Origin of the sequence: Sphingopyxis sp. Geo48, assembly GCF_949769155.1 — a bacterium.
Taxonomy (GTDB): domain Bacteria; phylum Pseudomonadota; class Alphaproteobacteria; order Sphingomonadales; family Sphingomonadaceae; genus Sphingopyxis.
The window spans coordinates 143,494-168,506 of the sequence record NZ_CATKPA010000004.1; the positions used below are offsets into that span (position 1 = coordinate 143,494).

A 25,013-nucleotide genomic window follows, 5' to 3' on the forward strand; every position below is an offset into this window, starting at 1 on the left:
ATGGCGCCGACCATGATCGAGACGATTTCCGCCCCCGACGGCCTCGCCCGCGCCGACTTCCAGCTTGCCGAACCGCTGAAGAACCGGCGAGTCGTCGTCGCGATGTCGGGCGGAGTCGATTCGAGCGTCGTCGCCGCGCTCGCCGCACGGTCGGGCGCCGAGGTGATCGGCGTGACGCTCCAGCTCTACGATCATGGCGCGAAAGCGAAGCGCGTCGGGGCGTGTTGCGCCGGGCAGGATATCCGCGACGCCCGAGCGGTCGCCGACCGGCTGGGTTTCGCGCATCACGTCCATGATCATGAAAGCCGCTTCCGCGACACGGTGATCGACCAGTTCGCCGACGAATATCTCGCCGGACGGACGCCGATCCCCTGCGTGCGCTGCAACATGGGGGTGAAGTTCACCGACCTGTTCCAACTCGCGAAGGACCTGGGTGCCGATTGCCTTGCGACCGGCCATTATGTCCGCCGCGTCATGGGCCCGGCGGGCGCCGAACTGCACCGCGCGGTCGATCCGGCGCGCGACCAGAGCTATTTCCTGTTCGCTACGACACAGGAGCAGCTCGACTTCCTGCGCTTTCCGCTCGGCGGGCTGGAAAAGAGCGTGGTGCGCGACATCGCGCGCGAGCTCGGTCTCGGCGTTGCGAGCAAGCCCGACAGCCAGGACATCTGTTTCGTCCCCGACGGCGACTACGCGACCCTCGTCCGCAAGCTGCGCCCCGACGCCGACGATCAGGGCGCGATCGTCCATGTCGACGGCACCATACTCGGCGCCCACAAGGGGCTGATCCACTATACGGTCGGCCAGCGGCGCGGGATCGAGATCGGCGGGCAGGCCGAGCCCCTGTATGTCATCCGGCTCGATGCGGAGACAAAGGAAGTCGTCGTCGGGCCGCGGCGGGCGCTCGCGGTATCGGGCGCGCGGCTCGGCGAAACCAACTGGCTCGCCGACGTCGAGGGACGTGCGGTGCTCGCGAAGGTGCGCAGCATGGCGAAGCCTGTGCCCGCGCTCGTGACGGGCGACCGGCTGGTCTTCGCCGCGGCCGAATATGGCGTCGCGCCGGGACAGGCGGCGGTGCTGTACGACGCGGCGGACGAGAGCCGCGTGCTGGGCGGCGGCTGGATCGAAGAGACGTTCGCCGCGGAATAGATTGCGCTTTTCCTCCCGATGCCGCAGCCTGCGGGTAAATCAGGGAGAAAAGCGATGGTCAACTGGGTCTTGCGCGGCGCCGTCCTGCTGTGGGCGGTCTTTTTCACCATATTGGGCGCGCAGGGGCTGCTCGATCCCGCGACCTATGCCGAAACCTTCGCCATCGCGGTCGACGGGGCTGCGGCGAACACCGTGCGCGCCGACCTGTCGGCCTTCTTCCTTGTCGCTGCGGGGAGCGCGGCCATCGGTGCGCTGGTGCGCGGCTGGACCGGCGCGCTGCTGGTGCCCGCGGCGCTCTATGGCACCGCGCTGGCCGGTCGGCTGATCGGGGCGGCGTTGGGCGATGCGGTCGGCGCGGCGATCGTGCAGGCGATGATCATCGAGGCGCTGACGCTGTTGCTGATGGCCGGAAGCTGGTGGGTGCTTTCGGGGCGTGCGTCGCGCGGCGATACTATTGCCGCGGCCGCCGACACCCTGCATTAAATTGGGCTTTCCTTGTCTTTTGGCCGATAATGTGAGTTACTGGCGGCAGGGTTGCTTCTGATTTCCTTTTTACGGGAAGGGGGGCTGTTATGTCGGGCGATAAGACGCGTAGGCCGGCGGATCGGCGGCGGGAGGATCGGCGTGTCGTCGACGATCCGGCCTATGACGGTCCCGAGCGCCGCGAGGGCGAGCGCAGGACGGGCAAGGACCGGCGGTCGCCGACGAAGTGACGCGATGGTATAGGGGCGGCTCGGGCGACGCGACGGTCGCCGTGCCGGTTGGAGATTTGCCGTGACCGAAGTGCTGCCGCGCCTGTCCGTCGACATCGTGTCCGATGTCATGTGCCCCTGGTGCATCATCGGCTGGCTGAAGTTCGAAAAGGTGATGGCGCATTTCGAGGGGCGGCTGGCGTTTCGGGTCCAGTGGCACCCGTTCGAGCTCAATCCCGACATGCCGCCCGAGGGCGAGGATGCGGCCGCGCATGTGATGCGCAAATATGGCATCAGCGCGGACCAGAGCCGCGCGAACAGCGGACGGCTGGCAGATATCGCGCGCGAGCTGGGCTTCGCCTTCAACCGCGGTCCGGAGTTCCGGATGCGCAACAGCTTCGACGCGCACCGGCTGCTGACCTGGGCGGGGGCGCTCGAGGAGCCCGAGCAGGCGGCGGCGACGGGCGTGCAGACCGCGCTGAAGTTGGCGCTGTTCAGGGCGCATTTCACCGATAATCGTGATGTTTCCGATCATGCGGTGCTCGCCGATGTGGCGGCATCGGTCGGGCTCGACCGCGTACGCGCTGCCGCGATCCTCGCGGGCGACGATTATGGCGAGATGGTCCGCGTCGAAGAGGCCTATTGGGCCGACCAGAATGTGACCGGGGTTCCCGCGTTCATCCTCGGCGGCCGGATGATGGTGCCGGGCGCGCAGGATCCCGACATGTTCATCCGCGTGATCGAGAGCAAGGTGCTGGCCGCGGCGGCCTGAGGAACGGCCGGGTCCCGCCGCGCGTTATCTGTTGATCCTGGCAATGGAGGCGATGACGATGGCCGACGACCCCCGTGACGATGAATCCCGTGATGGCGATGACCAAGCGCCCGAAGCGCTGAACCGCGAACAGGAGGACGAGGACGCGCAGGCGCAGACGGTCGCCGAGGCGGCGCGGCGCGAACGCCCGCTGGGTGAGAGCCGCAAGGCGAAGGCGCGCTACGAGGATCGCGACACGCCCGATCTGGTCGACCATATGCGCCAGATGGAGCGCTCGGGCCGGATCGACATGGACGCCTATCGCGGCGAACGCAGCGACGATGACGAGGACGGCGAGCTCGGCGAGGACGGGATCGACGACGACGCGCCGCGCGGCGCGCCCTGACGTCCGATGCCTAGCGCCGGTTTCGGATCAGGTCGGCGAGCGCGATCGGGCCGAGGACGAGCAGGAAGCTGCCCACCATCGCGGTGAAGATCAGGACGGGGCCTTGCAAGAGCGGATTGGTCATGACGGGTCTCCTTGACTGGTGACCCCGTCTGGCGCCGCGCCGCGCCTTTTTCTTTGATATCGGTCAAAACGGTGCCGCGCCGGATACGATCAGTGGCGTTTGCCAGCCATGGCGGAGCCGCCGCGTTGGGACTTTGATAAGCCCTTTCGGGCAGGCTGCCCGCCATGGCCCACCGTCGATATGTCCGAAAACCGCCGCGCCCCGGGCGCCGTGCCTATCCGAAGCGGCCGCGGCGGCGGCGCAGCTTCGGGCTGTCGCTTGCGATGGTCGTCGCGGGCGGATTCGTCGGCACGCTGGGTGCGCTGAACATGACGCCGGGCGGACGCGAGGCCGCGGCCGGCATCCCGCTGCTCCGCGAGGGGGCCGCGGCGCCCGACACGCTCTCGGCACGCTTCGGGCTCTGCCACAGCGGCGGCGGGCGCAATTGCGTCGTCGATGGCGACACCTTCTGGTTCGAGGGGCAGAAATATCGCGTCGCCGACATCGACACGCCCGAGACACACCCCGCGCGCTGCGCCGAGGAAGCCGAACTGGGCGAGGCGGCGACCGGGCGCCTGCTCCGCTGGCTGAACGCCGGCGCCTTCACGCTCGAAAGCGTCGATCGCGACACCGACCGTTATGACCGCAAGCTGCGGATCGTCACCCGCGGCGGCGACAGCGTCGGCGACATGCTGGTGGGCGAAGGGCTCGCGCGGCGGTGGGAGGGACGCCGCCGGCCCTGGTGCTGACGAGCGCATTTGGCGGCGGTGCCGATCGCGGCGCCGACCCTGTCCGCGGGGCGCTTCGTCGGAGGGGGTGGAGCCGACTCGCCTTTCGGGCGTATGGTGAATGCGCTCCCCCTCCCGGAGCGGCAAGGAGACAGACGATGGCCGAACATGACCACAGCGCGATCAAGGAAGATATGAATGTCATCGGCGCCGACGGCGTCCATCTGGGCACGGTCGACCATATCGACGGCGAACGCATCAAGCTGACCAAGGCCGACAGCGTCGACGGCAAGCATCATTATCTTCCCGCCGGGCTGGTCGCCGCGGTCGAGGGCGACACGGTGCGCCTGTCGGCCACCGCCGCCAACGCGATCGACCTGTTCGAGGAAGCCGAATAGTCCATCCCCCGGACATAGATGGCGGGGGCGCAATCCGGCGTCCCCGCACCTTGAAACTGGCCCGCCCTGTCCCCTGGGGCGGGCCGTTTTCATAGGGCAAAGCCGCCCCGAAAAGCTTGAGCCAAACCGACAAAGGAAACGGAGCCGGGGTGGTTCGTCCCGGCTCCGTCCTGTGCCCGCGTCCACGATTTTCCCGCGAGGGGCGACCCACGCGGAAGCGGGCGGTGGGGAAGGCGCGTCAGTGCGACTTGGCGTCCGCGCTGGCCTGCGCACTGCCGTGCGCACGGGCCGCGATCTCGGCGCGCGACAATTTGGTCACCAGCGGCCCGGTGACGCTGTTCGCCTTGCTGTAAAGCGCCGAGAGCGGGATGTTGTAGAGCTTGCCGCCGTCGACCACGACCGCATTGTCGCCGTCGAGGCTCTGGACGGTGCCGATGCTGTTGCCCTTGGCATCGGTGATCTGCGCGCCGGCGCGGACCTGTTCGCGGGTCGCGGCGGAGAGCTTTGCCGAGTCGATCGCACCGTTGACGGCGCCGTCGGCGCGATCGACGCTATTGCCGAGCTGGCCGGTGACGTTGCCGACGGTGTTCCCGACCGCGCCGGTGCCGACCTGCGCCGTCGTGTCGACCGTACCGCCGACCACTCCGCCAACCTGCGCGATGGCGGGGGCGCCGAGCAGGGCCGCACCCGCGGCGAGCAGCGTGAGGGAATTGCGCATGGGGTGTCTCCTGTCCTGCGGGCAGCCGGGAGCGGCCGCCCGTCCGGCAAGAGAAACCGGCGGACGCGGCGAATGTTGCGCGGGCGGGCGACGGGGCGCCGCGCGCACGCGACGAACCGCCCGCCGATATTTCAGTGCGTTTTGACGGACTTGCCGGCGAGATTGTTGCCAACCAGCTTGTTCAGCGTCGCGATCCGCATTCGCGCCGCGCTCCAGTCGCGTTCGGGGTGCGCCTGGATCTGCGCGAGCAAGGTCGCGAGCTCCTTGCGGCGGTCGCCTTCGGTTACGGCCTGCATGGGCTTTCTCCTTTCGCCTTGCTTATAGCATCGCCGCGACGCTTTTGCAGGCGGCTTGCTGCGCGGCCGGGGCGCATTGTCCCGCGCCTCGCGACTGGCGCCGCGCCGCCGCCATCCCTATCTGTGGGCATGATGCAATATCGGGACCGGAAGATGATCGTCGTCGCGCGGCTGAAGGCGAAGCCGCTGCTCGCGGGGCAGGTGATCAGCGCGCTGGCGTTCGCCGCGCTCGCGTGGGGGCAGGCGGCGCCGGTGCGCGCCGACGGGGCGGGCGCGATGATCCGCGCGCTGCTGTTCGGCGATGCAGTCGCGACGGTGGCGATGCTTGCCGCGGCCTTCGCCTTCTGGACGTGCCTGCGGTTGTGGCGCCAGCGCGGCTCTTACGTGTTCCACGACGGCGTGCGGCTCTATCGCGGCAGCAGCCTGTCGTGGCCGCTGGCGGCGATCCGCGACGTGGTGATCGAGCGCGACCGGCTGGGCTTTCCCGTGCTGCGGCTGGTCGTCGACGACGACAGCGAGGTGACGCGCGCCCTGGTGCCGCTGCCCTTGCTCGACGGATCGGCCGAGGCGGTGCGCGGCGGGGTGCTGTTCGCGGCGGGCGGTCTGCGCGGGGTGCCGGTCGGGGTGACGGTGAATTGAGGGGGCGCGGCGGCGGTTCGCGCCCCGCCAAGTTTCGGGCCAAAGTTCAGTAAAGTTCAGCCTTGTGGCGGTCCGGTTTCCGCATCGTCGGGGACGACCGCGAGCCGCTCGGCGGCATCGCCGGCGTCGTCGCGATACCAGCGCGGCAGCTCGCCGTCGCACAGATCGGCGGCCTCGAGCGCGACCGCAAGGTCGTCGGGGGCCATCAGCGCGGCGGGCGCGGCCGGCGGGGCGGGGTGGAGATGCGCCAGCGCCTCGGCCACCGGCGGGGCGGCGGGCGCGGTGTCGGTTCGCGGCGCGGCGGCCGTGCGAAGACAGTCGGGGCCATAGGCGCGCAGCAGGAACATGAGGAGCCGGTCGCTCTGGCGCAGGCGGCGGCCGACGCGGTTGCCCTCGCGGTCGAACACCGGCTCCTCGCTGCCGATCAATGCGCGTTCGAACGCGGCGTCGATCAATTTCTTCGACGCGGCCTCGATCGCGGCGCACCAGGCGCGGTCGAACGCCTCGGCGCCGGGCGAGCGGCGCAGGCGATAGGCGGAGGATTCGGACATGCCGACGGCGCGCGCGGCATTGGCGACCGACCCGCCGTCGGCCAGCGCCTCGATAAAGGCGCGCTGCTTGCCAGGCGACCAGCCGTCCTTGCGGCGCTTTTTCAGCACCGGTACCCAGTCATAGGCGGCGGGGTCGTGGCCGTGCGCGTCGAGCGCGGGGGTGGCGGGATCGGGCGAGGGGATGGGGGCGATGTGGCTCATCCGCCAGTTTGGAGCATGGCGGGGGAATGTAGGAAAGGGGGGTTTGGGGGTGAGCGTACGAAATAGGATTTGGGCGTGGGTGTCTGGCTAATTTGGGATTGTTATACCTGTCATCGTAATTCCGGATCTGCGGAGGCGGCGCGCGGGATGCGTGGGTTGCGATGAATAGAGGGCCGCGTAACGAAATGGGAAGATTGCGGGTACAGTGAAGGCCAAAAGTGTCGGGTAGTTGCCAAGCGGGCTTGATTGGCTAACAAAGCCAGAATGACTGACGACTACGATTCTCTGCTTGAGAAAACCCCATTGCTTTCCGCCAAAGATGACGATCTCGGCAATATTCTGCCCCGAGCGTTTCTGGATCGCTTTAATGTTCTTAGCTATCGGAATGCAGCTCGTATTTTGTCGAGCGCTGCTCAGTCGGACTTGTCCGAGTTAGTCGATAGCTTAATGGCATTCTCTATCTCGACGCCTGAAATGGTGAAGGGAGGTGGAAACAAGTCCGAAATCGCAAAGAACATGGATTCATTGTTGAATCCAAAGGGCTGGCATGAAACTCGTATCAGAGCGGACATGCTGATTGAAAAGATCGTGACGCGACCAAATCCTGATCACGGAAAAAGAGGTCAGAAGAAGACCGTTATTTCTTCAGAAAGATTCAAAATCTTAAAGGTTATCGATGGGCATAAAATTGATTTTGTAAAGAATAGGGTCGCATTTGATCTTGAATGGAATAGCAAGGATCAGACTTTTGATCGTGATCTTTATGCTATGCGAGCCTTTTATGAAGCCGGCATCATTGATGCCGGAGTGTTGCTTACTCGAGATGCGTCGCTGGCGCCGATGTTTAGAGAAATCGGCGATAGAGTTAATATCAAAGATTTTAAGAGCAAATATGGCGCAAGCACCACTTGGATGGGTAAGCTTACGTATCGACTGGACGCTGCGCGTAATGGAGGTTGTCCGATACTAGCAATCGGTATTACGCCGAAGGTTGTTTCGGACTTTGAAAACTGGAAGAATGATCATCCGATCATCCGCGATACAGGTGATCTGGGAAATTTGTCTGAACCCACTGAGGATGAGGAGGATCTATAATTATTCAGCCGCGATCTCTGCTGAGCTATTATAATTATAAGTGTCCCAAGTCGGCTTGTAATTATCGTCGGCCTGATTGCCCCAAACGGTCCATCCTTGCCGTTTCCCTCGACTGAACATTTCCAGTCGGGGCCCCCAACTGCAATCCTCTATGAGCTTATATTGCTCATCGGGCTTTCGGCTATGTTCACGCTTCCGCGTCTGCAGCATGTTGACCTGGCTGCGGCCCGGATCGAGAGTGCGGGCATTCTTCCCGCGTACACCGAACAGCAACAATTCTGTGACGTTCCGGAAGTAGAATCCCACACCGCGTCCGTCGGAGCCACCATCCTTACGGACCTTATGCCATACGATGTTTGAGATGTAGCGATAGCCCCACGCTTCCATCACCCTCAAGCCTTCTGGCAAAAGAGCGTTCGGCACCCAAAGATATAGATGCGAGGGTTCATCCGCGATATCAGATACCGGCAACGCGCAAATCTCCTCGAGCGTCATGGTCCCGTAGCGGTTAAGACGTTTATGCTCTGGAGCTACCTTTCCAGTACGATTCTGGAATTGCCATGGGGGATCGGCGAGAATCGTTCCAAATTTCTTGCCTCGCGCGGTTGCGAGTAGATTGATGGCTGCGTCGCTGAGCGGGGCGTCAGATGAGAACATAATGAGATCTTGGCCTAGCTTGCTGAGAGCGTCAAGCAGTTACGTTGCTGCCATCACTGAATTGAACTTAGTTGTCTCTCAAACCGAAAACCCGCCCGCATTCCGCCGGTTAGACCCCGCCGCCAGCACCTTCTTGCCCGTCGGGGTCAGCGCCCACTTCGGGCCCTGCTTCACGACGAGGCCCAGCGCGACGAGTTCGTCGCGGATGGGGTCGGTCGGGAGTTGCGGGCGGCGGTTCGAGAGGCCTTCCAGCGTCGCGCGCTGGGGCTGGCTGAGGGTCAGGAGTTTGAGTTTTTTCTTGTCGGTCATTTTGGGGGCCTTTGCCTCTGCTTATCGCGGGCCGCGTAAGCTGTCCGGCCCGCCCCGCTGCGACTAGCGGCCCTTCGACAGGCTCAGGACCGCAAGCCTTGCTGCCCCTCCCACAAGGGGAGGGGTTTGGAACATTATTCGGCGGCGATGCCCGCCTTGGCGAACATATCCTCGCCCTCGTCGCTCGCTTCGATCGCCGCGGCGCCGTCGTCGTTGGCTTTCGCCTTCTTGCGGTTGTCGAAGCTGGTCCAGACCTGGTTCCAGTCGCCGCGCGTCGCGGCCTTCGAATATTCGGTGGCGCGGGTTTCGAAGAAGTTGGCGTGCTCGACGCCGTTCAAGAGCGGGGCGAGCCAGGGGAGCGGGTGCTCGTCGATCATGTAGATCGGCTGGAAGCCGAGCTGCCCCAGGCGCCAGTCGGCGATGTAGCGGATGTAGCGCTTGATCTCCTTCGGCGTCATGCCGGGGACGGGGCCCTGTTCGAAGGCGAGGTCGATGAACGCATCCTCGAGCCGCACCGTCTTCTGGCAGCAGTCGATGATGTCTTCCTTCACCGCCTTGGTCAGGCAGTCGCGTTCCTTGACGAAGGCGTGGAACAGGCGCGTGATCCCCTCGCAGTGGAGGCTTTCGTCGCGCACCGACCAGCTGACGATCTGGCCCATGCCCTTCATCTTGTTGAAGCGCGGGAAGTTCATCAGCATCGCGAAGCTGGCGAAGAGCTGAAGCCCTTCGGTAAAGCCGCCGAACATCGCGAGGGTGCGCGCGATATCCTCGTCGCTGTCCACCCCGAAGGTGCCGAGATAGTCGTGCTTCGCGCGCATCTCGTCATATTCGAGGAACATGCCATATTCGCTCTCGGGCATGCCGATCGTGTCGAGCAGGTGGCTGTACGCCGCGATATGGACCGTCTCCATGTTGCTGAACGCGGTCAGCATCATCTTGATCTCGGTCGGCTTGAACACGCGGCCATATTTGTCGTGGTAGCAATCCTGCACCTCGACGTCGGCCTGGGTGAAGAAGCGGAAGATCTGCGTCAGCAGGTTGCGCTCGTGATCCGAAATCTTCTGCGCCCAGTCGCGGCAATCCTCGCCCAGCGGCACTTCCTCGGGCATCCAGTGGATCTGCTGCTGGCGTTTCCAGAAATCATAGGCCCAGGGATATTCGAAGGGCTTGTAGGTCTTGCGGGCTTCCAGCAATGGCATCGGCGTACTCCAGTCGAAACTCGGTCCAGATTCCCTCTCCCCTTGTGGGAGAGGGAGGGGCCCAAGGCGTCAGCCTTGGGAGGGTGAGGGGGTGAGTGCGGTTTCAACCAGCATCAGCACGCCCTCGATATTCGTCATCACATCGTCATTCCAGAAGCGGATCACCCTGTATCCTTCACCCTCGATGAAGCGTGTCCGCGCTTCGTCGTAGGCGACCGCTTCGCCATGCTGCCCTCCGTCGACCTCGATCACCAGCCGCGCGGCGTGCGATGCGAAATCGGCGAAGAAGGGCCCGAGAGCTTGCTGGCGGCGGAACTTTGCGTGAGGAAAAGCCTCTCGCAAGGCGCGCCACATGCGCTTCTCGGCATCGGTGGCTTCGCGGCGGAGCGTGCGCGCTCTTTCGGTCGTCCACCGGGGGAGGTCGGCCTTGCGGCCTCTTCCCCTCACCCTCCCATCGCCGCTCACGCGGCGACGGGCCCCTCCCTCTCCCACAAGGGGAGAGGGGTTTTATGCTTTACTGGCAGGCCAGGCATTCATCGTAATCGGTGCTTTCGGCGCTGAGTTCATATTTCGGCGCTTCGGCGGTGTTGTCGGCCTCGACCCCGCCCGCGAAGCCGGCGCGCTGCACCGATTTCGAGCGGAGATAGTAGAGCGATTTGATGCCGAGTTCCCACGCGCGGTAGTGGAGCATGAGCAGATCCCATTTCTCGACGTCGGCCGGGATGAACAGGTTCAGCGAGGCGGCCTGATCGATGTACGGCGTGCGGTCGGCGGCGAGTTCGAGCAGCCAGCGCTGGTCGATCTCGAAGCTGGTCTTGTAGCAGTCCTTCTCGTCCTGCGTCAGGAAGTCGAGGTGCTGGACGCTGCCGCCCTTTTCGAGGATCGAATTCCAGATCGCGTCGCTGTTCTTCGCCTTGTCGACGAGGAGAGCTTCGAGGTGCGGGTTGCGGATCGAGAAGCTGCCCGAGAGCGTCTTGTGCGTGTAGATGTTCGCGGGGATCGGCTCGATGCACGCGCTGGTGCCGCCGCAGATGATGCTGATCGACGCGGTGGGCGCGATCGCCATCTTGCAGCTGAAGCGCTCCATCACCCCCTGATCGGCGGCGTCGGGGCAGGGGCCGCGCTCCTTGGCGAGCAGCATCGACGCCTGATCGACCTGCGCGCGGATATGCTTGAAGATGCGCAGGTTCGACGACTTCGCCATCGCGCCCTCGAACGGCAGGCCGCGCGCCTGCAGGAAGCTGTGGAAGCCCATGACGCCGAGGCCGACCGAGCGTTCGCGGCTGGCGCTATATTTGGCGCGCGCCATTTCGGGCGGGGCGCGGTCGATATAGTCCTGGAGGACGTTATCGAGCATGCGCATGACATCCTCGATGAACAGCTTGTCGCCGTTCCACTCGTCCCAGGTTTCGAGGTTCAAGGACGAGAGGCAGCAGACCGCGGTGCGATCGTTGCCGAGATGGTCGCGCCCCGTCGGCAGCGTGATTTCCGAGCAGAGGTTCGAGGTCGACACCTTGAGCCCGAGGTCGCGATGATGCTTCGGCATCATGCGGTTCACCTGGTCGATGAAGATGATGTAGGGCTCGCCGGTCGCGAGGCGCGTTTCGACGAGCTTCTGGAACAGCGAGCGCGCGTCGACGGTGCCGCGGACGCTCTGGTCCTTGGGGCTGCGGAGGTCGAATTCCTTGCCGTCGCGCACCGCTTCCATGAACTCGTCGGTGATGAGGACGCCGTGGTGGAGGTTCAGCGCCTTGCGGTTGAAGTCGCCCGAGGGTTTGCGAACCTCGAGAAACTCCTCGATCTCGGGGTGCGAGATGTCGAGATAGCAGGCGGCCGAACCGCGGCGGAGCGAGCCCTGCGAAATCGCGAGGGTGAGGCTGTCCATCACGCGGACGAAGGGGATGATGCCGCTGGTCTTGCCGTTGAGGCCGACGGGTTCGCCGATACCGCGCACCGCGCCCCAATAGGTGCCGATGCCGCCGCCGCGGCTGGCGAGCCAGACATTCTCGTTCCAGGTGCCGACGATGCCCTCGAGGCTGTCGTCGACCGAATTGAGGTAGCAGCTGATCGGCAGGCCGCGGCCGGTGCCGCCGTTCGACAGCACGGGGGTGGCGGGCATGAACCACAGCTTCGAGATATAGTCGTAGAGGCGCTGGGCGTGCTCCTGGTCGTCGGCATAGGCCGAGGCGACGCGCGCGAAGAGGTCCTGATAGGATTCGCCGGGGAGGAGGTAGCGGTCCTCGAGCGTCTCCTTGCCGAAGTCGGTGAGCAGCGAATCGCGGCTGCGGTCGACGGCGACGTCGAATCGGCGCGCGTGCACCGCGGGCTCGCCCGAATCGTTAAGCTTCGCAGGCGTTTCCGCCTTGCCTTCCGCCTTCGATTCGGTGGCCGCCGGGGCGTCCGTCTTCGTCAGTTCCATCGTTGCCACGTCGTTCGTCTCCACCCGCTCTGTTTCGCGAAAATCCATCTAGATCGCCCCCATTTCCCGACGCGCGCGCAGCGCGTTTGTTCCCGTCCTGTTCGACTCGGGGCGAAGCCCCAGTCTTAGCATCTCCAGCGACCGTCGGGGCACTTATTTTCGGGCGCAGAAGGGGTTTTCCCGTGTCCATATGGGATGGACGACGGAAATCCGCCACTTCCGGCCAAATACTATTTGTTGGGGTGCCCCCGTGGTCTACCCACCATCCATAGTGCCACGTCGGCGCGTCGATGCAAGACGCTAAATGACAGCTTCGCGACTCAACTCGTCGATATTTTGATTCGCTTCGTCGACGGGATCGCACACTTCACAGCGCGATCGCCCGCGTTTCCGCGGGGTTTGGCGCGCTGTGGCAAAAGAGGCACGGCGGCCCGAAAAAATTCGGGGGGTGACCACAACATCTGGTGGGCATTCAGCGGGCATAGAAAAAGGGCCCCGGAAACATCCGGGACCCTTTTGATCTCTATCCTGGCTTACGCGTCGCCGCCGCCGTTACCGGTGCCGCCGCCGCCCAGGAACTTCCAGAACCAACCCATGTCAGATCTCCTGTTGGCACTGCCCACGAAGAACAGTTAACGCAGCATATACCTTAATCGATATGGTAAAGCGAGTCTTAACCTTAACAATTACGGCCATTTTGGCGGCTAGGCGGTGCGGCTTTGCGGGGTGGCGGCGAGGCTGTTGACCAGCTCGGAAAATAGTTGCGGCTTTCCAAGCAGATATCCCTGACCGATATCGCACCCCAATTGTTCGAGCAGGGCCAAAGTCGGTGCATCTTCAATGCCTTCGGCCACCGCGACGGCGCCCAGGCGATGCGCAAGTTCGATCGTCGATTTGACGACCTCGAGGTTGCGCTGCGAATCGCGCATCGTCATCACGAATCGCTTGTCGATCTTGATCTCGTCGGCTTCGATCTCGGTCAGATATTCGAGGTTCGACTGGCCGGTGCCATAATCGTCGATCGACAGGCGGATGCCGGCACGGCGGAACTGCGCGAGCGTCTGGCGCGCCTCGCGGCTGTTTTCGATCTGCGCGGTTTCGGTGACCTCGATCGTGAGCAGTTCGGGCGGCAGATGATGCGCGTTGAGCATGACGCGGATCGTGCCGACAAGGTCGCGATGGTCGAGCAAGGTCGCCGACAGGTTCACCGACATATGCGCCGATATGCCCCGCTCGCGCAGCTGCGCCGCCGAGCGGATCGCCTGATCCATCACGAACAGGGTGAGGCGATAGATGTCCTGGCTCTTTTCGGCCTGGACGATGAACTCGTCGGGCGGGATCGGCCCGCGCGTCGGGTGCGTCCAGCGCACCAGCGCCTCGATCCCGACGAGCCGCTTCGACGCGATCTCATATTGCGGCTGGAAGGCGACCCAGATGTCGCCGCCGGTGAGCGCATCCTCGAGCTGCGAGTGGAAGGAGAGCTGCCAGCCGGCATCCTCCTTTTCGCGCGGCGTATATTTGGTCCACAGCGAGCGCGTGCGAATCGACTGTTCGGCGGCGACGAGCGCGGCGGCGAGGCGCTGCGCGTTCGACCCCTCGAACTCGTCGTTGACCCCGAAAGCTATCGCGACGTCGACGCGGAGCTCGCCGATCGTCAGCGGCGCGTTGAACAACGCGGCGAGCCCCGCGAGCTGCCCCTCGATCTGGCTGTGCTGATAATAAGGGACGAGCCACGCGAAAGTGCCGTCGAGGTCGTGGTGCAGCACGGTGCCCTGCGAGGCGAGTTGCAGGCGGCGGGTGACCTGTTCGACGAGCTGGCCGATGCCGTCGCCCGGGATGAAGGCGGCGAGATCCTCGAAATTGACGACCTTCGCGGCGACGACGGTCGCGCTGCCGAAGGGCGTTTGCGAGCGCAGCGCCTCGAAATTGGGAAGTCCCGACACCGGATTTTCGCGCTGTGCCGAGTCGCGGCGACGGGTGCGCGACACATTGGCGCTGAGCGTTGCGATCAGGAAGCAGGCGGCGCCGATCTGGGTCGACACGAGCGAAAGGCTGAGCGCCACCTTGGCGGCGATCAGGGCGAGCGTCATCGCGAAGGCGATGCGAACGAACCAGCGGCCGTGGCGAAAAGCCAGCGACGCCATCATCGCCACGAACGTCAGCGCAAGCCCGGGCAGGAAGCCGAGATCGATGGGAGTGCCACGCTTCAACGCTTCACCGGCGATCAGGTGAATATAGGCGCCCGCCATGGTGTCATGGCCGGGCAGGAAATGCTGGTCGAACGCCGCCGAATTTGTCGGCGCGAAAATGACGTCTTTACCGCGAAGTTCCTTGGCGCCCACGCGGCCCGTGAGCAGGTCGACCGCACTATATTCCTTTATGGTCGAAGTGTCGTAGGAATAATCGAGCTGAAACACCGACGGCTTGTCGAGCGGACGGTTGGCAAGCAGCGCGGCGAAGCTGGGCAGGACGCGGCCGTCGACCGACACCGCAAGCGGCACCCGCCAGACTTGCCAAAATTCATACTCCCAACAGATACAGGCGCGTTTTGCCCGATCCCCCATCGAGGCGGGAGGCCAATAGTCGACCTTGACCTCGGTGCCTTGTATTTTGGCCGCGGGAACCGCGAGGATGATCCGGTCCCCCATCTGATGCACGGCCGCGGCGACCTTTAGCAGATCGGGGTCGGTCAGCCGACGCCGATAGGAAAAGTCAACGAATAGGCGCTTTGCGCCGGCAGCGTTGATAGCGCGGATGATTTTTGCGTGATTGGCAACGGTGAGCTCCTGATTCTGGAGCGATTGCAGCGTCTTGTCATCGACGCCGACGACGACGGTTTCGCCCGATACCGGGCGCCACGCGACGCGGCCGATCGACGCCTCGATGACGCGGTCGACGGGCTCGCCGACCGACGACAGGCCGACGACGACGCTGAGCAGCAGCGACAGGCCGATCGTGCGCCAGCTGATAATCAGACTCTTTACCGGAATGGGCACGCACGTCTCCAGCAATTGCCGGAACGTCCTAGCCGCCGATGGTTAGCATCGCGTTAATTATGAATCTTTCCGCGCCCTCCGGCAGGTCGCCGGAGGGCGCGGAAATCCTGATGTTTCAGGCGATCGCGGGAACGGGCGCGAGCGCTGCGTCGCCGGCGAGCGCGGACGCCGCGAGGCCGGTCGCCGCGGGCACGATCTGCTGGAGGTAGAAGCGCGTCGAGACGAGCTTCGCCTGGAGGAAGGCGGCGTCGCCTTTGCCCGATGCCAGCGCGGCCTCTGCCACCTTGTGCTGCGTCGCCATCAGCCAGCCGCAGGTCGCGGTCGACAGCATGGTGAGATAGGGATAGCTGCCCGCGAGCCGGTCGGCGATGCTCGCGGTTTCGAGCCAGCCGGTAACGTGGCGGCACGCCTCGGCGAGTTGCGCCAATTCGGGGAAATCGGCGGCGCCGCGCGCGATATCGTCGATCAGCGAGCGTATGCCGTCGCCGCCCGCCATGCCGAGCTTGCGCCCGACGAGGTCGGCGGCCTGGATGCCGTTGGTGCCCTCGTAGATCGGGGCGATGCGCGCATCGCGATAATGCTGCGCGGCGCCGGTTTCCTCGATGAAGCCCATGCCCCCGTGAACCTGCACGCCGATGCTCGCGACCTCGCAGCCGATGTCGGTCGCGTGCGCCTTGGCGAGCGGGATGAGCACCTCGGCGCGCAGCGCGGCGGCTTCGTCGCCGAGCTTGCCGAAATCGGTTTGCGCCGACGCGTAATAGATCAGCGCGCGCGCGGCCTCGGTCTGCGCGCGCATCCGCCAGAGCATCCGCTTGACGTCGGGGTGGTGCTCGATCGTCACCGGGGTACGGTCCGCCGCGCCGGCGAGCGACGACTGGACGCGCTCGGCGGCGTAGCGCTGCGCCTGTTGCAACGCGCGCTCGGCGATCTGGACGCCCTGGCAGCCGACCATCAGCCGCGCGTTGTTCATCATCACGAACATCGCTTTCATGCCGCCCATCTCGCCGCCGACGATCTCGCCGAGGCAATCCTCGCCGTCGCCATAGACCATCACCGCGGTCGGTGAGCCGTGGATGCCGAGCTTGTGCTCGATCGAGGCGCAGTGGACGCCGTTGCTGATCGTCGGATTGCCGTCCGCGTCGAGGCGATATTTGGGGACGAGGAAAAGCGAGATGCCGCGCGTCCCCTCGGGCGCGCCGGGGGTGCGCGCGAGGACGAGGTGGACGATATTGTCGGTGAGGTCATGCTCGCCGAAGGTGATGAAGATCTTTTGCCCCTTGATCCGGTACAGGCCGGCATGCTCGCCCTCGGTGACCTTCTCGGCGGTCGAGCGGAGCGCGCCGACGTCGCTGCCCGCGGCGGGCTCGGTCAGGTTCATCGTGCCGTTCCATTCGCCGGTGACGAGCTTGGGCAGCCAGGTCTGGCGCTGCGCCTCGGTGCCATAGGCCATCAGCGCGTGGATCGCGCCGGGGGTCAGGATGCTGCAGAGGGTGAAGCCCATATTGGCGGTGCCGAGCGCCTCGATCACCACGGTCGCGAGGGTGAAGGGCAGGTCCTGCCCGCCATAGTCGCCGGGGCCGTCGATGCTGCCCCAGCCCGCCTCGACGAACTGCTTGTAGGCGTCCTTGAAACCCGGGGGCATCGTGACCTTGCCGTCCTGCCATTTCGGGTTGTGCGTATCGCCGACGCGGTTGAGCGGCGCGTAGACGTCGGCGGCGAACTCGCCGATGCCGGTGACGATCGCCTCGACCATGTCGGGGGTCGCGGCGGCATATTTGTCGTGGGCGGCCATCGCGTCGATGCGCGCGATATGGTCGAGGACGAACATCTGTTCGGTGACGGGCGGCGTATAAGTCATGCGGTGCCGACTTTCCTGATGAATATCGTTGCGCGGGCGCTATAGCGCGGCATGGCCGACGATCAAACGCCGATGACCACCCTTATCTGTCCCTTCGGCCCAGAGGCAATCGCGCGCGCCGGGGGGCTGATCGGGGAGGGGATGCCCGTCGCGGTGCCGACCGAGACCGTCTATGGCCTTGCCGCCGACGCGCGCAACGCAGAGGCGGTCGCGCGCATCTATGCCGCGAAGGGACGGCCCGATTTCAACCCGCTGATCGTCCATGTCCCGAGCCTTGCGGTCGCCGCGACGCTGGGGGTGTTCGGAGATGTGGAGCGCAAGCTGGCCGAGGCCTTCTGGCCGGGGCCGCTGACGCTCGTCGTGCCGCGCACGCACGACTGCCCGGTCGCGCGTATCGCGACGGCGGGGCTCGACACGATGGCGATCCGGGTGCCCGCGCACCGCGCGATGCGCGCGCTTCTCGAGGCGACGGGGGCGCCGCTCGCGGCGCCGAGCGCCAACGCGAGCGGGGGTGTCAGCCCTACGAAAGCCGCGCATGTCCTGACGAGCCTTGGCGGGCGGATCGCGCTGGTGATCGATGACGGGCCGACGAGCGCGGGCGTGGAGTCGACGATCGCGCGGGTGAAGGATGGGGCGATCGAGATCCTGCGGCCGGGGCCGGTGACGGCGGCAATGCTCGGCGAGGCGAGCGGCGTGCCGGTGACGGGCGCGACGGGATCGAAGATCGTCGCGCCGGGGATGCTCGCGAGTCACTATGCGCCGGGGAAGCCGGTGCGGCTGGGCGCGGAGGATTTCGCGGCGGGCGAGTACGCGATCGGGTTCGGCGATCTTTCGGGCGATTATAATCTGAGCGCGGCGGGCGATCTGACCGAGGCGGCGGCGCGATTGTTCGATGCGCTTCATGCGGGGGCGGCGAGCGCGAAGACGCGGATCGCGGTGGCGGCGATTCCGGGCGAGGGGCTGGGCGCGGCGATCAACGACCGGCTGGCGCGCGCGGCGGTCTAAGTCCCCCTCCCGCTTGCGCGAGGGGCTAGGGGAGGGCCTGTTTCGCCAACGCCCGACATCGACATGCCCTCCCCCGACCGCTGCCATAAATGGGAGGGGAGATCAGGCGGCGGCGGGCTCGACGGGATCGCCGTGCGGGGTCTTGCGCGCGACGATCAGGCAGGCCACGACGATCAGCAGCGCGCCGGCGATCGTCGGCCAGGTGACGGGCTCGTTGTAGAAGATCCAGCCGAACAGCATCGCCCAGAGGAAGCCCGTATATTCGGTGGTCGCCAGAATCTGCGCTTCGGCGCGGGCATAGCCCCAGCTCAACAGCAGCAGCGAGACCGTCGCGAGAATCGCGGCGCCGGTGATCGCGGGCGCGTGGTCGATGCCGGGGACGACCGCGAACCACGGCGCGCCGAAGGCGAGGAAGAGCGTCACGAAGAAATTCTGGAAGAAGGCGATCTCCATCGGCTCGGCCATCTTCGCCTGCCGCCGCGCGAGGATGAGATTATAGGCGTAGAAGATAGCCGAGAGGAACACCGCGCCGACCGCGAGCAGCGCTTCTTCGCTATAGGAGCCTTGCCCCAGCTTGCCCGCGACGATGATGACGACGCCGGTGAGCCCCAGCATCGACGCGGCGATCGAACGCGGGCCGATCGTCTCGCCGAGGAAGATCGCGGCCATGTAGAGCGTCATCAGCGGCGCGACGAAGGCGAGCGCGATCGCCTCCGCCATCGGCAGACGGGCGAGCGCCCAGAAGAAGGTGATCGCCATCCCCGCGACGAACAGCGCGCGCCACGCATGGATGCGCATCGTCGTCCGGTCGGGGAGCGCAGGACGCATCGCGAGATAGGCAAGGCCGCTGAGCAGGGTGCCGGCGCCGGTCCGCCACAGCACGGCGTTGTAGGCGCCGATATCGATCGACAGCCGCTTCATCAGCACGTCCATCGCCGAAAAGGTCGCGATGCCCGCGCAGGCGACGAGGAAGGGCAGGACGGGGGAAGCCGAATCGGGACGCATGGTAGGCCTTTACGAGGCGATTGGATTTGAATGAAGCAGGCCTTGCTCCCGCCTGCGCGGGAACATGTGAGTTTCTATACGCGCGCTGTCCCTAGTCTATCCCGTCGGTCCGCCGGATGAAGTCGCCGACGTCGCGGTGCATCTCGGCCAGCAGCGGCACATTGACATAGATCATGTGGCCGGCGGGATAATATTGATAGGCGATGTTCGCCTGCAGTTCCTTCGGGACCGGCAGATGCTGCAGTTCGAACCGGCCCGCATAATAGGGCGTCGACACGTCGAAATAGCCGCCGGTCACGAGCAGCTTCATCTTCGGATTCTGCTTCATCGCGACGGCGAGGTCGGGAAGGACGTTGGGCAGCGCGATCAGCGCGCGGCCGGCGCCGGGCGGCTGGTGCCTGTAGTCCCAGCTTTCATAGACATCGAGCGCGCCCTCATAATGCTGGCCCGCGCCATAGCCGAGCGTGCCGCGCGCATAGTCGTTGAACGCCGCGGTATAGGCGGCGCCGATCGCCGCGCCCTGCGGGTCGTTCGAGGCGACCTTCGAGAGCGGGTCGAGCGTGATGCCGGTGAAGCGCGTGTCGAGCGTGCCGGTGGTCAGCCCCTTGTCGGCGAGCAGTTCCTTTTGCAGCGCGCCATATTCGATGCGGAGATTGGTCCTGAGCAGATAAGCGACCGGCAGGCCGGTGTAGGCGTGGAGCCGCGCCGCGATTGCCTCGCGCTCTCCGTCGGGGAGGCTGTTCCCCTTCATCAGCGCGAGAGCATAGTCGGTCGTCGCGAACGTCTCGACCTCGCGGAGGAAGGGCTGGAGTTCGCGTCCCGCGCCCGCGCGCTTGTGATACCAGGCGGTCGCGGCATAGGTCGGGAGCGCGACGACATAAGGCAGATCGACGCCCGGATTGACCTGCGGATCGTCGGGCAGGAGATCCCAGTTCAATATGTCGGAGAGCAGGATCACGCCGTTGAGATCGATGTCCTGTTTCTGCAGCGCCAAGGTCATCCCGGCGGCGCGCATCGTGCCGTAGCTTTCGCCGAAGATATATTTGGGCGATTTCCAGCGGCCATATTTCGACAGGAAGTCGCGGACGAAGACGGTGAAGGCGTGGATGTCCTGGTCGACGCCATACCACGCCTTTTCCTTATCCTTGCCCGCGACGCGGCTGAAGCCGGTGCCGGGCGCGTCGACGAAGACGAGGTCGGAAGCGTCGAGCAGGCTGTAGGCGTTGGGAATTGTGCGATAGGGCGCGGAGCCGTGGACCAGATCGGGCGTTTCGACGCGCATCGGCCCGAAGGCGCCCATGTGCAGCCACAATGTCGGCGAGCCGGGGCCGCCGTTGAAGAGGAAGGTGATCGGGCGGTTCTCGGCGGGCGCGCCGTCCTTGAAATAGGCGGTGTAGAACATCGAGGCTTCGGATGCGGGGACGTCGCCGCCGGCATCCTTGTCGCGCCTGCGCTCGGCGGGGAGGGTGTCGGTCCAGCCCTTCGGGTGGACGATGAGCGTTCCCGCGACGGCCTGATACGCAATCGCGGTGCCGCCCACCGTGACCGAACCCGACGAGCGGACTTCGGTCGGCGTGAAATAAGGCTGGTCGGCGGGTGCGGCTTCGGACGCGGGGCGCGGTTCTTTCGACTGCGCGGTGGCGCAGCCGGCGAGGGCGAGGGCAAGGGTGGCGGCTGTGACGAACTTCATTTGATCGATCTCATCTGCATTGGTCCGTCATTGCGAGCGGAGCGAGGCAATCCGGGGTGGCTTGTGCTGCTCTGGATTGCCACGCGGCTTCGCCGCTCGCAATGACGAGCGTTACCGGAACGAGGCCTGTCCGGCGCCGTCGATGTTGAGCTTTTGCCCCGAGCAATAGGGGTTCGCCTCGCTTACGAACCAGACGACGGCGGCGGCGACATCGTCGGGGGTGGGGACGCGGCCGAAGGGGAATTTGGTGTCGAGGTGATGGATGTCGTCGTTGCCGGTGATCGCGCGCGCGAGGCGTTCGCCCATGTCGCTGACCGTCAGCGACGGTGCGACGATGTTGACGCGCACGCCGTTCTTCACCTCCTCCTTCGCGAGCGTGAGCGCGAGCGCTTCGCCCGCGGCCTTCGCCATATTGTAGGGCGCGCCGTTCGCGGCGTGGTGGAGCGTCGCGATGCTCGAGATGATGACGATGTCGCTGCGGTCGTGCTGGCGGAGTTGCGGCAGCGCGAGGCGCGACAGGCGATGCGCGCCGACGGCGTGGATCGCGAGCAATTTCTCGACCTCGGCGGCGTCGGTATCGGCGACGCTCCGGCCGCGGCTGGCGATACCCGCATTGTTGACGAGGATCGACAGCGGGCCGAAGTCGGCCTCGATCGCGGCCACCATCGCGGCGCTGGCCTCCTCTTCGGCGACCGAGGCCTGATAGGCCTTCGTCTTGCGGCCGAGCGCCTGAATCTCCGCGACGGTTTCGGCGGCGGCGTCGCCGTCGCGCGTGTAGTTGACCGCGATATCCGCCCCCGCCTTCGCGAGCGCCAGCGCGATGCCGCGCCCGATCCCGCGCGAGGCGCCGGTGACGAGCGCGGTGCGGCCCGCGAGGTTCATGTCGGTCATCGCTCTCTCCCTATCGCATCAATTCTGCATAGATTTCGTCGTCGCTGCGGCTCGCGGCGTTGCGCCATCGGGGTGCGGCCTTGCGGTTGAGCACGCGGCCTTCGGTATCGAGGATCGCGACGGTCGGCGTTCCCCTGATCCGGAAGCCGAACCGCCGCGGCACATCGGGGTTGCGGCCGAGGCCGCCGACGTGCGGCATGCCGATGTCGGCATAGACGATCGCGTAGCGGTCGCGGACGGGAGCGAAACGGTCGGTCGCGAGCAGGTTCGCGAGCCAGGCGCTGTCGTGGCATTCGTTGGCGCCCATGACGAGCAGGACAGGCTTGCCGGAGAGCCTGGAGTTCGCCAGTGCGTCGTCGATCTGCGCGATCGGGTCGGCGGCGCGATTGAAGGCCTCCGTCTTATAGGGATCGATGACGCCGGGGATCGTGCGCGTTTCGGCCGCCGATCCCGCCCCGAGGGGGAGCATCGCGGCTGCGAAGGCGAAAGCGATGTTGCGCATCATGGCGCGACGATAGGTTTCGGATGACGTTTCCGTCAACGTAAGATAGCCTCCCTTCCATGAGCTGGGAAAAAGAAGTGGGCGAGCTCGGACAGCGCCGGGCGATGGCCGAGAAGATGGGTGGGGAAGAAAAGGTCGCGCGGCAGCATAGTCGCGGCAAGATGGACGCGCGGGCGCGGCTCGCGGGTATCGTCGATCCGGGCAGCTTTCGCGAGATCGGCAAGATCGCAGGGCGCGGGCGCTATGGCGCAGACGGCGAACTCGAAGATCTGGCGGCGTCGAATTTCATCTTCGGGCGCGCGAATATCGAGGGGCGGCCGGTCGTTGCCAGCGCCGACGATTTCACCGTGCGCGGCGGCGCGGCCGATGCAGCGCTGCACCGGAAATTCGTTCAGTGCGAGGCGATGGCGCATGAATATCGCCTGCCGCTGATCCGCATGATCGACGGCACCGGCGGCGGCGGCTCGGTGAAGACGCTCGAGGATATGGGCTATACCTACATCCCGCATGTTCCCGGCTGGGACCAGATCATCGCCAATCTCGACACCGTACCGGTGGTCGCGCTCGCGCTCGGACCGACCGCGGGGCTGGGCGCAGCGCGCGTCGTTGCGAGCCATTACAGCGTGATGGTGCGCGGGTTGTCGCAGCTCTTCGCGGCGGGGCCGGCGGTCGCGGCCGCGATCGGCGATACGCTCGACCGCGAGGAGCTGGGCGGCAGCGATGTGCATACGCGCAACGGCGTCGTCGACGACGAGGTGGCGAGCGAGGCCGATGCCTTTGCGGCGGCGCGGCGCTTTCTGTCGTACCTGCCGTCGTCGATCCATGATCGGGCGCAGCGCACGCCGTGCAGCGATCCGGTCGACCGGCGCGAGGAGAGCCTGCTGTCGGTCGTGCCGCGCGAGGCAAAGCAGGTCTATTCGATGCGGCGCATCGCGAATGCGGTGTTCGATACGGGCAGTTTCTTCGAGATGGGCGCGCGTTGGGGGCGGGCCGCCATCACGGCGTTCGCGCGGCTCGACGGCTATCCGGTTGCGGTGCTCGCGAGCGACCCGTCGTACCTCGGCGGATCGTGGGACGCGAAGACGAGCGAGAAAGCCGAGCGCTTCGTGAAGCTCGCCGACCAGTTCCGGCTGCCGATCGTCCATCTGGTCGACAATCCGGGCTTCATGATCGGCGGCGAGGCCGAGCGGACGGGGACGATCCGCTATGGCGTGCAGGCGATGAACGCGATCTACCGCGCGACGGTGCCGCTGGCTTCCGTGGTGGTGCGGCGCGCCTATGGCATTGCGGGCAGCGCGATGTCGAACGCCGAACGCTTCCAGTATCGTTTCGCCTGGCCGTCGGGCGACTGGGGCAGCCTGCCGATCGAGGGCGGGGTCGAGGTCGCGTACAAGAGCGAGCTCGAGGCCGCCGAGGATCCGGCGGCGCATCTGGAGGCGATCCGCGAGCGGCTCAATCGCGTGCGCTCGCCGTTCCGGACGGCGGAAAAATTCGGGGTCGAGGACATCATCGACCCGCGCGATACGCGGCCGCTGCTTTGCGAATTTGCGGAATTGGCGTGGCGGGTGGTGCGGTAATGACGGGATGGGAAGGCAGCGCATGAAATCCACGCGCCATTACGGCATGGACTGGCTGCGGATCGGGGCGTTCGCGCTGCTCATCCTCTATCATATCGGCATGTATTTCGTGCCGTGGCATTGGCATGTGAAGATCGATCCGACGATCGACTGGGTTGCGATCCCGATGCTGGCGACGAATGGCTGGCGGCTGGCGCTGCTGTTTCTCGTGTCGGGCTATGCCAGCGCGTCGCTTTCGGGAAAGCTCGGCGGGGCGGGGGCATTCGCCCGGTCGCGGAGTGCGCGGCTGCTGATCCCGCTCGCCTTCGGTATCGTCTTCGTCATTCCGCCGCAGCCATGGATCGAACTGGCGGGGCAGCATGGCTATCCGAACGGCTTTGTGCATTTCTGGCTGCACGATTATTTCCGGTTCGGTGCGCTCGACGGGATCATCCTGCCGACCTGGCAGCATCTGTGGTTCGTCGTCTATCTGTGGGCCTATACGATGCTCGCCGCATTGCTGCTGGCGCTCGTCCCGGGCGAGACGCGCGCGAGGGTCGCCGATGCCGGCGCGCGGCTGCTGCGCGGCTGGGGGTTGCTGATCGTCCCGATGCTTTGGTGGCTCGCGGTTTATGGTGCCTTTCCTCACCATGACGAGACCCACGCTTTGCTCGACGACGGGCCGTCGCATCTCCATTATCTGATGGCGTTCGGGGTCGGCTGGTTGCTGCGCGTTCGGCCGGTGCTGTTCGACAGCGTGGCGCGCTGCTGGCCGGTCGCGGCGGTGCTGGCGGTGCTTGCCTTCGTTCCGATCGCATGGGTCGAATGGACCTGGCCCGGCGATACGATCGCGCCCGACTGGGTTTTTCCGCCCTATCATGCCGCGCGGCAGGTGCAGGGCTGGGCGACGATCGTCGCGATGGTCGGGATTGCCGACCGTTTCTGGAACCGCGATCATCCGAAGCGCGCGATGCTCGCCGAGGCGGTGTTCCCCTTTTACATCATCCACCAGACGATCATCGTCGTCGCGGGCTGGTACCTGCTGCACGCCGGGGTCGCGGCGCTGCCGTCTTTCCTGATCCTGCTGGCGGCAACGGTGACCGGATGCTGGCTTTTCTATGCGATCGGGCGCAGCATCGGATGGCTGCGGCCGCTGATCGGATTGCAGCGGAGACAAGAAGGCAGATAGGGGAGGGACT

The 25,013-nt window shown here is 65.6% G+C and carries 26 protein-coding genes; 12 read left to right on the forward strand and 14 right to left on the reverse strand.

What is annotated here, in order from left to right:
* The first annotated feature begins 12 nt into the window (after positions 1–12).
* The 7 genes from mnmA (at position 13) to QOL79_RS14815 (ending at position 4,227) form a co-directional block, all read left to right on the forward strand.
* Positions 13–1,149: a tRNA 2-thiouridine(34) synthase MnmA gene (gene mnmA, locus QOL79_RS14785; protein ID WP_058457142.1), complete on the forward strand. Its 1,137-nt coding sequence runs from the start codon at positions 13–15 to the stop codon at positions 1,147–1,149.
* 54 nt (positions 1,150–1,203) lie between these two features.
* Positions 1,204–1,632: a hypothetical protein gene (locus QOL79_RS14790; RefSeq protein WP_058457135.1), complete on the forward strand. Its 429-nt coding sequence runs from the start codon at positions 1,204–1,206 to the stop codon at positions 1,630–1,632.
* An 89-nt stretch (positions 1,633–1,721) separates the two neighbouring features.
* Positions 1,722–1,862: a hypothetical protein gene (locus tag QOL79_RS14795; RefSeq protein WP_156416506.1), complete on the forward strand. Its 141-nt coding sequence runs from the start codon at positions 1,722–1,724 to the stop codon at positions 1,860–1,862.
* Positions 1,863–1,923: 61 nt separating this feature from the next.
* Positions 1,924–2,613 (forward strand): DsbA family oxidoreductase, encoded by a 690-nt coding sequence (locus tag QOL79_RS14800; RefSeq protein WP_082657645.1) that lies wholly within the window; start codon positions 1,924–1,926, stop codon positions 2,611–2,613.
* A gap of 58 nt (positions 2,614–2,671) precedes the next feature.
* Complete coding sequence (locus QOL79_RS14805; protein WP_058457144.1) at positions 2,672–2,998, forward strand: hypothetical protein; 327 nt, start codon at positions 2,672–2,674, stop codon at positions 2,996–2,998.
* Between the two features lie 288 nt (positions 2,999–3,286).
* Complete coding sequence (locus QOL79_RS14810) at positions 3,287–3,850, forward strand: thermonuclease family protein (RefSeq protein WP_058457136.1); 564 nt, start codon at positions 3,287–3,289, stop codon at positions 3,848–3,850.
* Positions 3,851–3,987: 137 nt separating this feature from the next.
* Positions 3,988–4,227 carry a DUF2171 domain-containing protein gene (locus QOL79_RS14815; protein WP_058457137.1) on the forward strand — a complete coding sequence of 80 codons (240 nt, stop codon included), beginning with the start codon at positions 3,988–3,990 and terminating at the stop codon, positions 4,225–4,227.
* Positions 4,228–4,465: 238 nt separating this feature from the next.
* Here QOL79_RS14815 and QOL79_RS14820 read toward each other — a convergent pair whose 3' ends face one another.
* Complete coding sequence (locus QOL79_RS14820) at positions 4,466–4,945, reverse strand: hypothetical protein (protein ID WP_058457138.1); 480 nt, start codon at positions 4,943–4,945, stop codon at positions 4,466–4,468.
* Between the two features lie 131 nt (positions 4,946–5,076).
* Positions 5,077–5,241, reverse strand: coding sequence for a hypothetical protein (locus QOL79_RS14825; RefSeq protein ID WP_167541766.1), 165 nt, complete (start codon positions 5,239–5,241; stop codon positions 5,077–5,079).
* A 129-nt stretch (positions 5,242–5,370) separates the two neighbouring features.
* Between QOL79_RS14825 and QOL79_RS14830 the strand changes: the two genes are divergently transcribed.
* The gene (locus QOL79_RS14830) at positions 5,371–5,880 is read left to right on the forward strand and encodes a hypothetical protein (RefSeq protein ID WP_231729235.1); all 510 of its coding nucleotides are present in this window, start codon (positions 5,371–5,373) and stop codon (positions 5,878–5,880) included.
* 56 nt (positions 5,881–5,936) lie between these two features.
* Here QOL79_RS14830 and QOL79_RS14835 read toward each other — a convergent pair whose 3' ends face one another.
* Complete coding sequence (locus QOL79_RS14835; RefSeq protein WP_283420056.1) at positions 5,937–6,632, reverse strand: hypothetical protein; 696 nt, start codon at positions 6,630–6,632, stop codon at positions 5,937–5,939.
* Between the two features lie 264 nt (positions 6,633–6,896).
* Here QOL79_RS14835 and QOL79_RS14840 point away from each other — a divergent pair, with 264 nt between their 5' ends.
* Positions 6,897–7,727, forward strand: coding sequence for a BglII/BstYI family type II restriction endonuclease (locus QOL79_RS14840; RefSeq protein ID WP_058457458.1), 831 nt, complete (start codon positions 6,897–6,899; stop codon positions 7,725–7,727).
* Here QOL79_RS14840 and QOL79_RS14845 read toward each other — a convergent pair whose 3' ends face one another.
* The 7 genes from QOL79_RS14845 to QOL79_RS14875 all read right to left on the reverse strand — a co-directional run bounded on the left by QOL79_RS14845 (position 7,728) and on the right by QOL79_RS14875 (position 17,165).
* Positions 7,728–8,384 carry an MT-A70 family methyltransferase gene (locus tag QOL79_RS14845; protein ID WP_058457459.1) on the reverse strand — a complete coding sequence of 219 codons (657 nt, stop codon included), beginning with the start codon at positions 8,382–8,384 and terminating at the stop codon, positions 7,728–7,730. It abuts the gene before it with no gap.
* Positions 8,385–8,462: 78 nt separating this feature from the next.
* Entirely contained in the window at positions 8,463–8,693 is a 231-nt protein-coding gene (locus QOL79_RS14850; RefSeq protein ID WP_058457460.1) for a hypothetical protein, read from the reverse strand.
* A 134-nt stretch (positions 8,694–8,827) separates the two neighbouring features.
* A complete protein-coding gene (locus QOL79_RS14855) occupies positions 8,828–9,892 on the reverse strand; it encodes a ribonucleotide-diphosphate reductase subunit beta (protein WP_058457461.1) in 1,065 nt (354 codons plus the stop codon).
* A gap of 69 nt (positions 9,893–9,961) precedes the next feature.
* Positions 9,962–10,339 (reverse strand): endonuclease domain-containing protein, encoded by a 378-nt coding sequence (locus QOL79_RS14860; protein WP_058457462.1) that lies wholly within the window; start codon positions 10,337–10,339, stop codon positions 9,962–9,964.
* A gap of 67 nt (positions 10,340–10,406) precedes the next feature.
* Complete coding sequence (locus QOL79_RS14865; protein WP_156416631.1) at positions 10,407–12,359, reverse strand: ribonucleoside-diphosphate reductase subunit alpha; 1,953 nt, start codon at positions 12,357–12,359, stop codon at positions 10,407–10,409.
* Positions 12,360–13,015: 656 nt separating this feature from the next.
* Positions 13,016–15,307 (reverse strand): EAL domain-containing protein, encoded by a 2,292-nt coding sequence (locus QOL79_RS14870; protein ID WP_058457463.1) that lies wholly within the window; start codon positions 15,305–15,307, stop codon positions 13,016–13,018.
* Between the two features lie 115 nt (positions 15,308–15,422).
* Positions 15,423–17,165 carry an acyl-CoA dehydrogenase family protein gene (locus tag QOL79_RS14875; protein WP_058457464.1) on the reverse strand — a complete coding sequence of 581 codons (1,743 nt, stop codon included), beginning with the start codon at positions 17,163–17,165 and terminating at the stop codon, positions 15,423–15,425.
* A 51-nt stretch (positions 17,166–17,216) separates the two neighbouring features.
* Between QOL79_RS14875 and QOL79_RS14880 the strand changes: the two genes are divergently transcribed.
* On the forward strand, positions 17,217–18,170 hold the full coding sequence (locus tag QOL79_RS14880; protein WP_283420057.1) for an L-threonylcarbamoyladenylate synthase: 954 nt from the start codon (positions 17,217–17,219) through the stop codon (positions 18,168–18,170).
* Positions 18,171–18,272: 102 nt separating this feature from the next.
* On the opposite strand, the gene QOL79_RS14885 is transcribed toward QOL79_RS14880, so the two are convergent.
* The 4 genes from QOL79_RS14885 to QOL79_RS14900 all read right to left on the reverse strand — a co-directional run bounded on the left by QOL79_RS14885 (position 18,273) and on the right by QOL79_RS14900 (position 22,261).
* The gene (locus QOL79_RS14885) at positions 18,273–19,175 is read right to left on the reverse strand and encodes a DMT family transporter (protein WP_058457465.1); all 903 of its coding nucleotides are present in this window, start codon (positions 19,173–19,175) and stop codon (positions 18,273–18,275) included.
* Between the two features lie 91 nt (positions 19,176–19,266).
* The gene (locus QOL79_RS14890; RefSeq protein ID WP_058457466.1) at positions 19,267–20,865 is read right to left on the reverse strand and encodes a S10 family peptidase; all 1,599 of its coding nucleotides are present in this window, start codon (positions 20,863–20,865) and stop codon (positions 19,267–19,269) included.
* A 111-nt stretch (positions 20,866–20,976) separates the two neighbouring features.
* Positions 20,977–21,756: an SDR family NAD(P)-dependent oxidoreductase gene (locus QOL79_RS14895; RefSeq protein WP_058457467.1), complete on the reverse strand. Its 780-nt coding sequence runs from the start codon at positions 21,754–21,756 to the stop codon at positions 20,977–20,979.
* A 10-nt stretch (positions 21,757–21,766) separates the two neighbouring features.
* The gene (locus QOL79_RS14900) at positions 21,767–22,261 is read right to left on the reverse strand and encodes a thioredoxin family protein (protein WP_058457468.1); all 495 of its coding nucleotides are present in this window, start codon (positions 22,259–22,261) and stop codon (positions 21,767–21,769) included.
* Between the two features lie 56 nt (positions 22,262–22,317).
* Here QOL79_RS14900 and QOL79_RS14905 point away from each other — a divergent pair, with 56 nt between their 5' ends.
* Together QOL79_RS14905 and QOL79_RS14910 are read left to right on the forward strand one after the other, a co-directional pair.
* A complete protein-coding gene (locus QOL79_RS14905; RefSeq protein WP_058457469.1) occupies positions 22,318–23,835 on the forward strand; it encodes an acyl-CoA carboxylase subunit beta in 1,518 nt (505 codons plus the stop codon).
* Between the two features lie 22 nt (positions 23,836–23,857).
* Positions 23,858–25,003 (forward strand): acyltransferase family protein, encoded by a 1,146-nt coding sequence (locus tag QOL79_RS14910; RefSeq protein WP_058457470.1) that lies wholly within the window; start codon positions 23,858–23,860, stop codon positions 25,001–25,003.
* Positions 25,004–25,013 lie beyond the last annotated feature (10 nt).